The organism is Enterobacter cloacae complex sp. P14RS (genome assembly GCF_014895895.1).
In the GTDB taxonomy this organism is placed as follows: Bacteria; Pseudomonadota; Gammaproteobacteria; order Enterobacterales; family Enterobacteriaceae; genus Enterobacter; species Enterobacter bugandensis.
Genome location: NZ_JADBQM010000020.1, coordinates 118,508 through 130,969, shown reverse-complemented (window position 1 = coordinate 130,969; position 12,462 = coordinate 118,508). Strand labels below are relative to the sequence as shown.

Below are 12,462 nucleotides of genomic sequence, written 5' to 3'. Positions count from 1 at the left end.
GTATTATAGCGACTCATTAATAACATCAATGGATGCGAATAAAATATTGGCACTAAAGTTAGATCACGCCTTAACAGGCGTAAAAGATGAAGTATTAAAGCAAGCGCAACTGTTAGATGATGGGGCAACGCGATTAAGCTATCAGCTATCGTGCTTTACTGAAAACTATCAGGATGTATGTTTACGATTACGCAAAGAAGACTCAAGATTTTTGACAGGTATCGTCCAGTTAATAAAACACAGAGACATTATCTCTAAGATGCTTTATATTTATATTAAAAGCCTATTAATTAACAAGAGTGAAAAAAGAATACATAACATACAAATAAATCTTATGCGTTTAGGTGTATCAATTTCATCATCGATGCTCTCCAGCCAGGCTTTTATATATTCAGCAACTATTGCAATCTGTAGTAGTGTTCATACCAACATTTGGATGAAAGAAAAGATTACATCGTTTTCTACTTATGCTGTTCTTGGTTTAAAAGTTTATGGCATCGTTGAGCAGGCATCCAGAAGCGCCAACCATCTAAAAAGCTATAATGCTTATTATTATAATCTACTTTATCAGGAAGAACTTGAAATGATGTTTTTCTTGATTGAGCCCATAATAATGAGGTCCCCTATTCTTAACCAAGCTTATGCTTCAGACAGCGATATTGCATATGCGATTTCAAGGATGATAAAGGGATGATTAAAGCTATTAAAGACTGGTTAAAAGGCCAACTTATATTCTTCCTGAGAGGCGCCATCCCCCTTTTATTCGTCATAATATTTGCACTATTTGCCGTAACCTGGCTGCCCGAAAAAATCGCAATGAATGCAATATGGTCAATTGTAGTTATTGTAGGCCTCTATATCCTTTTACGTAAAAAAAGATAATTACTATTTAACAGGAGTAAATTATGTCAATTCCCGCGCATCTGTGGTTGTTTGATGAAAATGGTTCGCCCATCGTTGGTCCATCCTTACTGCCAGCGAGATTAGGATCGTTTGAAATCCGTTCAGTTATCCATCAGGTATGGATCCCTGAGAGCTCGAATACTGGTCGTTTGACAGGCACGAGAGTTCACTCCCCCTTAAATTTGCATAAGGAATTTGATGCTGCAACGCCTGTTTTATATCGTGCTATGTGTGAAGGAAGAACATTAAAAAAAGCAGAATTGAAAATGTATCGTATTCTTGACCAAGGCGTTGAGAGTGAGTATTTCAATATGATAATGGAGAACGTAAAGATCACCTCAATATCCCCCCTGTTGCATCCCACCGGCTTGACAAGCACGCATCTCGAAGATATTCAACTCCGTTACGAGAAGATTACATGGAAGCATTGCGAAGGGAACATTCTCTACACTGACGAATGGAATAACCGTGCTACGTATTAGAGTATATAAAATGAAAGTACTACTAATTTTGGCTGCACTTCTTTTCTTGGTTCAAAATGCATCAGCAGCCCAAATGTCCGGATTCGCAGCCAGGTATTATCAGGATGATGGAACAACGCCGGAAGAACCCACAAAAGTGCCTCTCTATCCCACTATTACCATCGGTAAGAAAACCGTGCAAATGGAGGTTACTCACCTGTCAGATATCACCAGCACACCAGTTAACAAAGACCGTTCCGCGCGCTGGATCTGCATCCATGACGACGATGGCACGAATTACTGGTTCATCTCGGATAACGAAATGGGTGCAGGATTGTTAACGGCACTAGCCATAGCCAGGGATGGGATTCATAAAGAGTGTGCAAAAACAACGGAACCAGTCAGAGTCTCAGTCGCTAATGTTCCATTGTTAAATGCTACTCACGGGAATTTAGTTAAACTGTTCGGTCATAAGGAGATCGCCACAAAGAAAGCGATGCTTTTTTATCATGAGACGCCAGTGCAGGATGGATTCATCCAGAGTAATACCGTCTCTTATTCCTTCGATGACGAAAAAGTGCGTGGTGTAATCATCGGGCAAATTACCAGCAACTAGTTCGCAGACTCCCTCTTCCACAGGAACGGGGAGTTAAGCCTGTCCACCCAACCGCATATGCAACAACGGAAACGGATTCCCCTGCCCGTCCAGCTCCGAGCGTCCGACCTGCTCAAACCCCATATGGCGATAAAATGCGACGCCCTGCGGGTTCTGCTCATTCACGTCCACTTCGTTTACGCCAAACTCGGCGATGGCGTGTTTTAGCAGCAATTTCCCGACGCCCTTCCCTCGGCTCGCGTCATCCACAAAAAGCATTTCAATGCGGTTTTCATCCACGCCCAAAAAGCCGTGAATAACGCCTGCGTCATCGCGAGCAATCACGACCTTGAGGTTAGGTAGATAGGCGTTGAGCAATAACGGGCGCAGCGCCGCAATATCGCTTTCTTGTAAAAAGTGATGGGTGGCGCGAACGGAAGATTCCCAGATCGCGACCAGACGTTCAAAGTGTTTGGGGAGTGCGGTTTCTATTTTCATGGGGGGATCATGATTAGAAAACCGAACTATTTCAATCCACTCTTTGCGATCTTTTCACCATCACCCCATCCCTCGGTACCACCACGGTGACGTTTTCCATCGGCACGCCTGCCGCAAGGTGAATATCCTGTAGCTGCTGTAACGCTCCCCACCGGAATGGCAGCTCCGCTCGCCCGTTCATGTCGTCTTTCTCCGTTGGGCTTTTAACGGAAGTCTATCCAGGCGAGCCAGTAATGCCCCTGGAAGAAAGCACGATTTTTACTGCTTCACCCATACCAGCTGATCAACCCGGAAGCCCAGACTGCGCGCGGTGTTCAGGTAATCCTGCTTTACCGCATCCGGGATGGTCGGCGTGCGTGACAGGATCCACAGATAGTCGCGGTTCGGGCCGCTCACCAGCGCGTACTGGTACTTATCGTCCAGCCTGATCACGTTATACCCGCCGTAGAACGGGCCGAAGAACGATACCTTCAGCGCGGCGGTGGTCGGCTCGCCGGTAAAGTAGGCTTTGCCCTCGCTCTCGTTCCACTTGTTCTTCACCGGATCAAAACCCCGGTTAAGCACGCTGATGCCGCCGTCGCTGCGCTCGCCGTAGGTCGCCGTCACCTGTTCCAGACCACGTTCAAAGCGGTTTTCCAGACGGGCGACTTCGTACCATTTGCCGAGATAGCGGCTGGCTTCAAAGTTGGTAATAGGCTGCACGCCTTTCGGCGGCGTGGGGGATTTACAGGCGACCAGCGTCAGGGCAATCGCAACACCGGTCACAACAGGCCATAGCTTCATGAGAATTCCTTTCATTTGCACGGTTGGAAGTTAAGTGTAGTGCACCGTTTCGGCGCTTCATCCCGTTCGGGAAAATTCGTAGTATATTGAGAGTATTCCTCCACCCTGGACACGGACATGGCTTACTCCATCGGCGAATTCGCCAGACTCAGCGGCATCACCGCCACCACCCTGCGGGCGTGGCAGCGTCGCTACGGTTTACTCAAGCCACAGCGCACGGAAGGCGGCCACCGCCAGTACAGCGATGAGGACGTCCAGCAGGCGCTCAAAATCCTCGACTGGGTAAAAAAAGGCGTCCCGATCGGCCAGGTCAAACCGCTGCTGGAACGCCCGACGCCGGGGCGGACCAACAACTGGCAAACGCTGCAGCAGAGCATGCTGCAACGCCTGCAGGACGGCAAAGTCGAGTCCCTGCGCCAGATGATTTACGACGCCGGGCGCGAGTACCCAAGGCCGGAACTGGTCGCGAACGTACTGCGTCCGCTGCGCAGCCAGGTCTCGGCTAACGTCGCCGCCGCCATGACCCTGCGCGCGATCCTCGACGGCATCATCATCGCCTACACCTCGTTTTGCCTCGAAGGCGATAAAAAAGCGCCGGGCGACAATATTCTGCTCAGCGGCTGGCACCTGAACGACCCATGCGAGATCTGGCTCGAAGCCCTAACGCGCACCGGGCAGGGCCACCGCATCGACATTCTGCCAGTTCCGCCAGACGCGCTGGCACCGGAGATTTTCCCGGAGCGGAAATGGCTGCTGGTCACCAGCGGCAAGCTCACCGCCGGGCGGAAAAAGCAGGTGGAGCAGTGGCAGCAGCAGGTATCGCTTGAAGTGATTATCCTCTGATAATTTTCTCCTGCGGGAATCTTCACGAAAAGTTGAATATTTTCCCGCGCCGCAGATGCTAACGTTTTCCTGTGACGAATAACTCAACAGGAAAACACCATGAAAAAAACTGCCCCTCTGCTGATCCTGGCCTCGATGGCCTTTGCCCCTACAGCCTTTAGCGCCCCTGCCGGCACGCTAAGCGTCCACATTCTTGACCAGCAAACCGGAATGCCGCCATCAGACGTTACCGTTACGCTGGAGAAGCAGCAGCAGGACAAATGGACTCAGGTTGCCAGCGGCAAAACCGACTTGGATGGCCGTATCAAATCGCTCTATCCGCAGGATCAGGACATGCAGCCTGGCGTGTACAAAGTAACCTTTAAAACCGCAGAGTATTTCCACGGCAAAAAGCTGGATACCTTCTTCCCGGAGATCCCGGTGCTGTTTACCGTGACCCGCACCAACGAGAAGCTGCACATCCCACTTCTGCTTAGCCAGTTCGGCTACTCGACCTACAAGGGAAGTTAAGAGGCGTTGATTTTAAAGGATTATAAAAAATATTTCCGCGAATACTTGGACAAATTAGTCATGTTGTGTAAGTTTTAGTTATATGAACGGGAGGACTACACCATGACAACGAAACCTGTGCTCGGTATTAGCGGATGTTTGACCGGATCCGCCGTTCGCTTTGACGGCGGACATAAGCGCATGGGCTTCATCATGGATGAGCTGGCCCAGTGGGTGAATTTCAGGCCCGTCTGCCCGGAGATGGCCATCGGCCTGCCGACGCCTCGCCCGGCGCTGCGTCTGATCGTCACGACAGACGGTGAAACGCAGATGCGCTTCAGCCACGCGCCTCACGAAGACGTTACGCAGAAAATGGCCGACTTTGCGGCAGATTATTTGCCGAAAATCGGCGACCTCGCAGGCTTTGTTGTCTGTGCAAAATCCCCAAGCTGCGGCATGGAACGCGTGCGGCTGTATGATGAAAACGGCAACCGGGGCCGCAAGGAGGGGGTCGGGCTGTTCACCGCCGCCCTCCTTGAAACCTTGCCGTGGCTGCCCGTTGAAGAGGACGGACGCCTGCACGACCCGGTGCTGCGGGAAAACTTCGTCGAGCGCGTTTTTGCGCTGCACGAACTTAACACGCTACGTAAAAATGGCCTGACGCGCCGCGCGCTGCTGGACTTCCACAGCCGCTACAAGCTTCAGCTGCTGGCGCACCACCAGGCGGGCTACCGTGAGATTGGCCCGTTCGTTGCCTCGCTGCACGAGTGGGAAGACCTGGACGCCTTCTTCGTGGCGTACCGGGAAAAGCTGATGACCATCCTGAAAAAACCTGCTTCACGGAAGAATCACACCAACGTGCTGATGCATATTCAGGGCTATTTTCGTAACCAGCTCAACACCCGCCAGCGCGGCGAGCTGCGCGACGTGATCCTGCACTATCGCAACGGACAGTTGCCTATCCTCGCCCCGATCACGCTGCTGAAGCACTACCTGGCCGAATACCCCGACCGGTATCTGATGACGCAAAACTACTTTGATCCCTATCCTGATGATTTGGGTCTGCGTCTGGCAGTCAAGTGATGAAAAAAATGCGAAGGCCCCATTGACCCATAGAGGCCCAAAGCAGTACCCCGTTTAGACGACATCCTCACTGTCGTCTCTTTTTTGCATTTCATCTAAAGACTGTGTTTATATACAGCTTATTCTGCAAAAGGGGCCTGCCTGTGATCAACACCCTGCACATTCAAAACTACCGCTCCATCCGTGAGATGTCGCTGGAGCTGGAGCAGCTCAACATCGTCTTCGGGCCGAACGGTACCGGGAAATCCAATATTTACAAGGCGATACACCTGATGCACAGCGCCGCGCAAGGGCAGTTTTCCCAGGCGCTGGCGAACGAGGGCGGCATTCTGAAGGTGTTCTGGGCAGGCAAAACCCGCAGCGACCAGCTGCGGCGGATGAATCTGGCGGTGGAAACAGAGACCTACGAATACGAGCTGCAGGTCGGGTTTGTGGAGAAGCTGCCGTATCCCTCACAGTTTCAGCTCGACCCGGTGATCAAAGAGGAGTCCATCTGGCTGAGCGGCCAGCACCGTCGACCGTCGTCACAGCTGATGAAGCGCAGGAATCAGGCCGTGTTTCTGAACAACGTGCATCATGAAAAAGTGACCCACAGCGGCACGCTGTACGAGAACGAATCGGTATTCGGACAGCTCGGCGAACCGCACCTTTACCCGGAAGTGTCGCAGATGCGCGAGTCCCTGCGTAACTGGCGCTTTTATCATGAGTTTTCTGTATCAATCGGCTCGGCGATGCGCGCTCCGCAGGTCGGTTTCCGCTCCCCGGTGCTGGCCAGCGACGGCGCCAACCTGGCGGCGGCGTTTCAGACTATCGTGGAGATTGGCGACGAGCTGCTGCTGATGCGCATCCTCGACCAGGCCTTCCCCGGCTGCGTGTTTTACAGCGACAACAGCGGTGGACGTTTTCGCATGATGATGCAGCGCGACGGGCTGAGCAGGCCGCTGGAACCGGCGGAGTTCTCCGACGGCACCCTGCGCTTTCTGTGCCTGGCGGTGGCGCTGTTAAGCCCGCGCCCGCCGGCGTTTATCGCGTTAAACGAACCGGAAAACAGCCTGCACCCGCAGATGCTGCCCGCCCTAGCGAGCTTAATCGCCGAGGCCAGTCGCTACTCGCAGATCTGGCTCACCAGCCACTCGCCGGAGCTGGCGACGTTGATTGAGAAGCACAGATCGTTTTCGCTGTATCAGCTGTCGATGGCGGAGGGGGAGACGAGGGTGGAGAGACTGGGGTAAGTGTTTGTTTCCTTAATTACTTTTCTCCAGTCATCCCTCTCATGGTCGCCATCAACGACGATGATGATTTCCGCAGGTATATGCTTCAGCGAATTCAGGGCTCGCGATACATTATCCAATTTATTGTTGTCAGTTTCTGCTGGCTGGATAATCTGTAAACATTGGTTATCAGATGAGAAAATTAAAATGGATATTGCACTTTTCCCTGGTCAGAACACCCGTGCATGGGCTGAAACAATGATTAACCTTGAAGCCCGAAAGCTTATCAATACTGCGAATATTGTCGGAGGGCAACATCTCAGCGACGGACTCGCACGAATTAAATTTATGGATGATATTCGGCAATTTGTAATGCAACAGTTTAGCGCTACCCGGGCGGCCAGAAGTCATGATGAGTGCATGGAATGCCTGAAAAACATCCGGGCTGAGAACGAAAGTCTTCTTGATCAAAGCAGAATGCTTCGCTCACGTACAGCTCAGCTTTTTGCTCAGATTGAACTGGTTAAAGAAAATAACAAAGTCATCGGTTACTTTATCTCGTCGATAAAGGTTGTACTTTCCGGGTTACAGATTGTTGCAGGCGTTGGTGCAATGATGACAATGAATCCAGTGGGTGCGCTTGCAGGAGCGATTCTGGTTATGGATGGTGCAAATGCTATTTCAAAAGAAATTAACAGAACGCTTCAACATCGACCAAATTCTGAAGGTATGCTGGCAGATGGCGTCATGGATATCGCTCAGTTTATGGGATTTAAACGTGAATCAGCACTGGGAGTCTTCAACAGCGTAAGCCTGGCAGCAAGCGTCTATACGGTATTTGGCGCCATCCGAAAACCCGAATCATGGCGTCTGTTTCGCTATCTCCCGCTGGATTTCTACCGCAAGGTCGACGGTATGAATCGCGCAGCGCTCACTATGAAAATTGTCGGCTGGGGTGTCTCTGCAAAAGTCTCGTTTGATTTAATTTCTAATGCGTCTGGCCAGAACTAATGTATTTCTTTCTGTAGCGCCAGGCTTTGTAGGTAATGACCGGGGGTTGAAAAAACCAGACAATCGCCAACACGATGAAAAGAGAGATGCCCCCGGAAACAAGATTGTAATGTTCAGCGAAAAAAATAAGCGCCAGGAAAATCAGAGCCACAGCCGCAGTAATACACAGAACCATGATAAATCGCTTACCTAACTCAAGCACGACCTCGAGCAAGGATGAACCATAACGACTGATGTTTCGGTTCAGATACGCTAACTCTTTTACGGTGAAACCTGATTCAAGTAACTGCGTTTCAATATTGTTCATGCCACTACCTTTTCTTCTGGAAAGTAACGTGCAATATCTTAACCGGAAGAGATGCGTCTTGTAACCCGTCTGATACATCAGCATTTTCAGCAAAAAAACAGGACCACGCTAAAAAGACACTGGCACTTAAGTAGAAAATAATAGATTACGGTGTTTAAAGCGCGCTCGTTAGGGGCGTTCGTAGCCGTCACCCCGAAAATGTCCCCCACGCCTTTTTATTCCATCGCGACAGAATTATAAAGACGGATGAACACGGAACGTCTTTCGCCACTCCGCTGGGCTCACCCCAAAGCGCGCCTTAAACTGCTGTCGCCAGGTGACGGCGGAATTAAATCCCACCAGCTCCGCCACGCTCTCAACGGGCATATTTCCGGCTTCAAGCAAAATCTGGCTGCGCCGCAGGCGTTCGGCGGTAAGCCAGTCGGCGACGCTCATCCCCGTGGCTTTAATAAAATGGCGGGTCAGCGTGCGGCGGCTCATCGAAACCACCTCCGCCAGCGAGTCCAGACTATGCGGTTCGGTGATGTGCTGCTGCAGGTAGTCGATCAGGCAGTTAATACGTGCGTCACGGGTATCTTTCGGAACCGGCTGGGCGATGAACTGCGCCTGCCCGCCCTCGCGATGGGGCGGTACAATCATCCGACGGGCAATCTGGTTGGCGACGACGCTGCCAAAACGCTGGCGAATGATGTACAGACAGCAGTCCAGCGCAGCCGCGGTACCGGCAGAGGTGATGATATTGCCGTCATCCACGTAGAGGGCATTGATATCCAGCTGGACGTTCGGAAAGAGCGACTGGAAGTGATGTTCAAACTCCCAGTGGGTGGCGGCCCGTTTACCGTCGAGGATCCCCGCCCAGGCCAGCACAAACGACCCCAGACACAGGCCGACAATTTCCGCGCCGTTGTCTCTCGCCAACACCAGGCTGTCGAGCAGCGCCTGAGGCGGCCGTACAAGGACGTGCTGCCAGTAGGGAACGACAACAATGTCGGCCTGCCCGATGGCGGTGTAATCCTGCGTGGCGTTGAGGGCAAACCCGTCTTTTGAGGTAAGAAACCCCGGCGTTTCGGCGCAGATCGTCACGTTAAAGCGCTTTTCGCCGGAGACCGAATCACCAAACAGAATGCAGGGAACGGAGTAGTGGAACGGGCTGAACCCGTCTACCGCGACAATCGCGACGTTGATTAGCGACATCTGTCCCTCCTTTCCCGTTAACGCACTCAGAATATAACGGTTTCGCCATCCTGGGGAATGCTCACCGCATCGCTCACCTGGTTGGCTTCAACGTACTCACGCAGCGCGCTGCGGGTCAACAGGCAGTGGTTAATCGCCTCCATGTGGCTCGCGACGATTTTAGCCTGCGGCAGCAGGAAATGGACGTTAAGCACATCTTCCTGTCCCATAATAATGGGCCCAAAGCCGATGACGTGGGCATAACCGGCGTTCAGTACCACCACATCCGGCTGGTGTTTTTGCAGATCGGCTGCCACCTCTTCGCGCCAGATGGTATCCCCGGCAAGATAGAGCGTCTTCTCATCAGGATGACGCAGCACCACGCCACAGGCCTCGCCCAGCCGCTCCGCCAGCTCCGGCACGGCGTAAGCGCGGTCGGTCCCGTGCTGGCCGCCGTACGTTTTCGCAATCCGAACCTCCCCGAAGGTGGTCTCGTCGGTTATGATCGTCAGGTTGGTAAATCCCTGGCTGCGCAGCAGCGCGGCGTCACGATCGTTTTGCACGTAGATCGGTTTGTCTTTGGCGATCAGCTCTGCCGCGGTGCGATCCCAGTGATCGTCATGGGTATGGGTGACGATCACCGCGTCAGCGTCCAGCAGCGTATTGACGTCGACGGGAAGTTCGACCGTCGGGTTACGGCGTTCGGCATGCGCCGTACCGGGAAAGCCCGGATAAGCGCCTTTCGGGGCCAGCATCGGATCGATTAAAAGGCGTTTTCCGGCGTAGGTAATCAGCAGGGTGGCATTGCGAATTTGGGTAATATTCATGGGCTATCCTCCGGTTGGTGTGATAAGGAGGATAGCCAGCCGTCACAATTGGTGCTGTGGGCTAAAGGGCGATTACCGATGGAATCGGGCCATTTTCATCACCGCGTTTTCTGCCGGCACCTTTACCAGCCCGGCACCGCCCCGCCGTTGAAGATCGTCTCTGCCGCTTTCGCCACTTCCGGTGACTGATACGACTGGATAAACGCCTTCACGTACTCCGCGTCTTTGTTGTCTTCGCGCGTCACCACGATGTTCACGTACGGCGAGTTTTTATCTTCAATAAAGACGCTGTCATGCACCGGCGATAGCCCGGTTTGCTGAATATAGGTAGTGCTGATGATGGCGACATCCACTTTCGGGTCGTCCAGCACGCGCGGCAGCTGTGCCCCTTCCAGTTCCATGATTTTCAGCTGCTTAGGGTTGGCGGTAATATCCAGCGCCGTCGGCAGCAGCCCGGTGTCCGGCTTCAGGGTGATGAGCTTCTCTTTTTGCAGCAGCAGCAGCGCGCGGCCAAGGTTGGTCGGATCGTTTGGAATGGCGATAGTCGCCCCGTCCTTCAGGTCAGAGACGGATTTGATTTTGCGGGAATAGCCGGCCATCGGGAAAACAAAAGTATTGGCCACGGCGACCAGCTTGTAGCCATGCGCCTTGTTATCTTCTGCAAGGAACGGGCGATGCTGGAAGACGTTGGCATCCAGCTCTCCCTGGTTAGTGGCATCGTTGGGCAATAGCGAGCCGCTGAATCCGACCAGCTCCACGTCCAGGCCATATTTTTCTTTTGCCACCTTTTTGGCGACTTCCGCCACGTCCTGTTCAGCGCCGTTGATGACGCCCACTTTTATGTGTTTGGCATCGCTGCCACTTTGATCGCACCCTGCCAGCAGCAGGCCAGCGAGAACCAGAGCACCCAATCGACGTTTCACGAGAAAGTTCCTTTTGCTGAATGTTGTAGTGACTATATCGACAACGAGGCGGTGAAATAAAAAACGAAAAAGAATCAATAAGAAGGATAAGTTATATGCGGGTATGGCCGGGTGACGCTGCGCTTACCCGGCCTACGGATTCAGAGCTTAAAGGGCTTTCGCCAGGTAATGTCGCTGCATGCCCGGGTACGGATAATCCTGCAAAGACATCTGCAGCTGGTACCCCTGTTTTTCATAGAACGGGCGCGCCTGGAAGCTGACGGTATCCACTAGCGCATGCTTGCAGCCTTTGCGTCTGGCTTCCTCTTCCGCCGTTTTGATAAGCTGGCTGCCCACGCCCGTACCCCGCACGGTGTCGCTGACCCAGAGAAAGTCGATATTCAGCCAGTCGCCTTTACGCACTCCAATGAGCCCGCCGAGCATGACGCCTTTATCGTCTCGTACATAAACGCCAATGTCGCCGCTAAAGTTTGTCAGATCGATAAACTGTCCGTTATAGGCTCTTAACCCCACAAATAGCTCTTCTTTTTCTGCGGGTGTTACATTATAAGTAATGCTCAGGTGCATATTTCTCTCCTTATTTTCCGCGCAATTTAAATATCTCACAGCTTAACCTTCATAAAAACTCCTAATTTCCTCCATTTTTTTAATACAGAAACATTCATTCAATAACTAAATAAAAAAAGCCTTTCCAATACGCACCCAAAACGTATACTGAGAACGATCATTCTCACTTTTACACGGTAGACGGCGATGAGCACAAAGCTGGAAGAACGACAAAAACAACGTCAGGACGAAATCATCACCGCCGCGCGTCGCTGCTTTCGCGCCAGCGGATTTCACGCCGCCAGCATGTCGCAAATTGCCAGTGAGGCGAAGCTTAGCGTCGGGCAAATTTACCGTTATTTCAGTAACAAAGATGCGATTATTGAAGAGATGATCCGCCGCATTATCGACTCACGCATCGAAGGGATGCAGGACAAAACGGTGGTGGAAGGGATGCCGCAGGCGCTCGCCTGGCGTCAGACGCTCAACGAAGACGACGATGCGTTGATGCTCGAAATGTCTGCCGAGGCGACCCGTAACCCGCAGGTGGCGGCCATGCTGATCGCAGCCGATGCCCGGATGTTTACCAACGCCTGTGCGCACCTGAAAAAACAATTTCCCCATCTGAGCGATGAACATATTCGCTGCTGCGTGGAAATTACCGCGGTGATGATCGAAGGCACGATTTACCGTCGACTCGCGCCTTTAAAAGTACCGTCGGAACAATTAGAGCCTATCTATCAGAATATTTTAAATATGCTTTTCTCTGCGAAGTAATCGCATGTGAATAATTAGCGGGAATAAGTAAT

At 52.2% G+C, this 12,462-nt stretch carries 16 protein-coding genes and 1 pseudogene; 9 read left to right on the top strand and 8 right to left on the bottom strand.

All coding sequences use genetic code 11. From position 1 onward, the window contains the following. The 3 genes from IM295_RS16110 to IM295_RS16100 all read left to right on the top strand — a co-directional run. Positions 1-694: hypothetical protein (locus tag IM295_RS16110; RefSeq protein ID WP_193066949.1), on the top strand; the 694-nt coding region annotated here is incomplete at its 5' end. A 211-nt stretch (positions 695-905) separates the two neighbouring features. Further along, the gene (locus IM295_RS16105; protein ID WP_059357152.1) at positions 906-1,385 is read left to right on the top strand and encodes a type VI secretion system tube protein Hcp; all 480 of its coding nucleotides are present in this window, start codon (positions 906-908) and stop codon (positions 1,383-1,385) included. Between the two features lie 10 nt (positions 1,386-1,395). Continuing rightward, the gene (locus IM295_RS16100; RefSeq protein WP_226859495.1) at positions 1,396-1,980 is read left to right on the top strand and encodes a hypothetical protein; all 585 of its coding nucleotides are present in this window, start codon (positions 1,396-1,398) and stop codon (positions 1,978-1,980) included. Positions 1,981-2,013: 33 nt separating this feature from the next. On the opposite strand, the gene IM295_RS16095 is transcribed toward IM295_RS16100, so the two are convergent. The 3 genes and pseudogenes from IM295_RS16095 to IM295_RS16085 form a co-directional block, all read right to left on the bottom strand. Then, positions 2,014-2,457, bottom strand: coding sequence for an acetyltransferase (locus IM295_RS16095; protein WP_193066948.1), 444 nt, complete (start codon positions 2,455-2,457; stop codon positions 2,014-2,016). Between the two features lie 31 nt (positions 2,458-2,488). After that, positions 2,489-2,602, bottom strand: a pseudogene (locus IM295_RS16090) (class I SAM-dependent methyltransferase); the annotation flags it as partial. Between the two features lie 113 nt (positions 2,603-2,715). Next, entirely contained in the window at positions 2,716-3,240 is a 525-nt protein-coding gene (locus IM295_RS16085; RefSeq protein WP_047366898.1) for a lipocalin family protein, read from the bottom strand. A gap of 117 nt (positions 3,241-3,357) precedes the next feature. Here IM295_RS16085 and IM295_RS16080 point away from each other — a divergent pair, with 117 nt between their 5' ends. The 5 genes from IM295_RS16080 to IM295_RS16060 all read left to right on the top strand — a co-directional run bounded on the left by IM295_RS16080 (position 3,358) and on the right by IM295_RS16060 (position 7,877). Further along, positions 3,358-4,083, top strand: coding sequence for a MerR family transcriptional regulator (locus IM295_RS16080; RefSeq protein WP_028014996.1), 726 nt, complete (start codon positions 3,358-3,360; stop codon positions 4,081-4,083). Positions 4,084-4,182: 99 nt separating this feature from the next. Then, positions 4,183-4,593: a hydroxyisourate hydrolase gene (gene uraH / locus IM295_RS16075; RefSeq protein ID WP_126327158.1), complete on the top strand. Its 411-nt coding sequence runs from the start codon at positions 4,183-4,185 to the stop codon at positions 4,591-4,593. Positions 4,594-4,695: 102 nt separating this feature from the next. Then, positions 4,696-5,655, top strand: a complete 960-nt coding sequence (locus IM295_RS16070; RefSeq protein ID WP_041911685.1) for a DUF523 and DUF1722 domain-containing protein — start codon at positions 4,696-4,698, stop codon at positions 5,653-5,655. 143 nt (positions 5,656-5,798) lie between these two features. Further along, positions 5,799-6,887, top strand: coding sequence for an AAA family ATPase (locus IM295_RS16065; RefSeq protein WP_063437878.1), 1,089 nt, complete (start codon positions 5,799-5,801; stop codon positions 6,885-6,887). A 186-nt stretch (positions 6,888-7,073) separates the two neighbouring features. Beyond that, complete coding sequence (locus tag IM295_RS16060) at positions 7,074-7,877, top strand: DUF4225 domain-containing protein (RefSeq protein ID WP_193066947.1); 804 nt, start codon at positions 7,074-7,076, stop codon at positions 7,875-7,877. Here IM295_RS16060 and IM295_RS16055 read toward each other — a convergent pair. The 5 genes from IM295_RS16055 to IM295_RS16035 form a co-directional block, all read right to left on the bottom strand. Further along, on the bottom strand, positions 7,855-8,184 hold the full coding sequence (locus tag IM295_RS16055) for a hypothetical protein (protein WP_041911688.1): 330 nt from the start codon (positions 8,182-8,184) through the stop codon (positions 7,855-7,857). The genes IM295_RS16060 and IM295_RS16055 overlap by 23 nt on opposite strands. Positions 8,185-8,418: 234 nt before the next feature. Beyond that, positions 8,419-9,378: a GlxA family transcriptional regulator gene (locus IM295_RS16050; RefSeq protein ID WP_193066946.1), complete on the bottom strand. Its 960-nt coding sequence runs from the start codon at positions 9,376-9,378 to the stop codon at positions 8,419-8,421. A 26-nt stretch (positions 9,379-9,404) separates the two neighbouring features. Continuing rightward, positions 9,405-10,184, bottom strand: coding sequence for an MBL fold metallo-hydrolase (locus IM295_RS16045; protein ID WP_193066945.1), 780 nt, complete (start codon positions 10,182-10,184; stop codon positions 9,405-9,407). A gap of 122 nt (positions 10,185-10,306) precedes the next feature. Further along, entirely contained in the window at positions 10,307-11,107 is an 801-nt protein-coding gene (gene nlpA / locus IM295_RS16040; protein ID WP_193066944.1) for a lipoprotein NlpA, read from the bottom strand. Positions 11,108-11,254: 147 nt separating this feature from the next. After that, positions 11,255-11,674 (bottom strand): GNAT family N-acetyltransferase, encoded by a 420-nt coding sequence (locus tag IM295_RS16035; protein ID WP_041911691.1) that lies wholly within the window; start codon positions 11,672-11,674, stop codon positions 11,255-11,257. A gap of 186 nt (positions 11,675-11,860) precedes the next feature. Here IM295_RS16035 and IM295_RS16030 point away from each other — a divergent pair, with 186 nt between their 5' ends. After that, positions 11,861-12,430, top strand: a complete 570-nt coding sequence (locus tag IM295_RS16030; protein WP_028014987.1) for a TetR/AcrR family transcriptional regulator — start codon at positions 11,861-11,863, stop codon at positions 12,428-12,430. Positions 12,431-12,462 lie beyond the last annotated feature (32 nt).

Bases quoted from the DNA above. Each gene is read 5' to 3' on its own strand.
- IM295_RS16095 (WP_193066948.1), bottom strand. From the start codon at position 2,457: ATGAAAATAGAAACCGCACTCCCCAAACACTTTGAACGTCTGGTCGCG.
- IM295_RS16035 (WP_041911691.1), bottom strand. From the start codon at position 11,674: ATGCACCTGAGCATTACTTATAATGTAACACCCGCAGAAAAAGAAGAG.
- IM295_RS16060 (WP_193066947.1), top strand. From the start codon at position 7,074: ATGGATATTGCACTTTTCCCTGGTCAGAACACCCGTGCATGGGCTGAA.
- uraH (WP_126327158.1), top strand. From the start codon at position 4,183: ATGAAAAAAACTGCCCCTCTGCTGATCCTGGCCTCGATGGCCTTTGCC.
- IM295_RS16030 (WP_028014987.1), top strand. From the start codon at position 11,861: ATGAGCACAAAGCTGGAAGAACGACAAAAACAACGTCAGGACGAAATC.
- IM295_RS16080 (WP_028014996.1), top strand. From the start codon at position 3,358: ATGGCTTACTCCATCGGCGAATTCGCCAGACTCAGCGGCATCACCGCC.
- IM295_RS16100 (WP_226859495.1), top strand. From the start codon at position 1,396: ATGAAAGTACTACTAATTTTGGCTGCACTTCTTTTCTTGGTTCAAAAT.
- IM295_RS16055 (WP_041911688.1), bottom strand. From the start codon at position 8,184: ATGAACAATATTGAAACGCAGTTACTTGAATCAGGTTTCACCGTAAAA.
- IM295_RS16050 (WP_193066946.1), bottom strand. From the start codon at position 9,378: ATGTCGCTAATCAACGTCGCGATTGTCGCGGTAGACGGGTTCAGCCCG.
- IM295_RS16105 (WP_059357152.1), top strand. From the start codon at position 906: ATGTCAATTCCCGCGCATCTGTGGTTGTTTGATGAAAATGGTTCGCCC.
- IM295_RS16045 (WP_193066945.1), bottom strand. From the start codon at position 10,184: ATGAATATTACCCAAATTCGCAATGCCACCCTGCTGATTACCTACGCC.
- IM295_RS16085 (WP_047366898.1), bottom strand. From the start codon at position 3,240: ATGAAGCTATGGCCTGTTGTGACCGGTGTTGCGATTGCCCTGACGCTG.
- IM295_RS16070 (WP_041911685.1), top strand. From the start codon at position 4,696: ATGACAACGAAACCTGTGCTCGGTATTAGCGGATGTTTGACCGGATCC.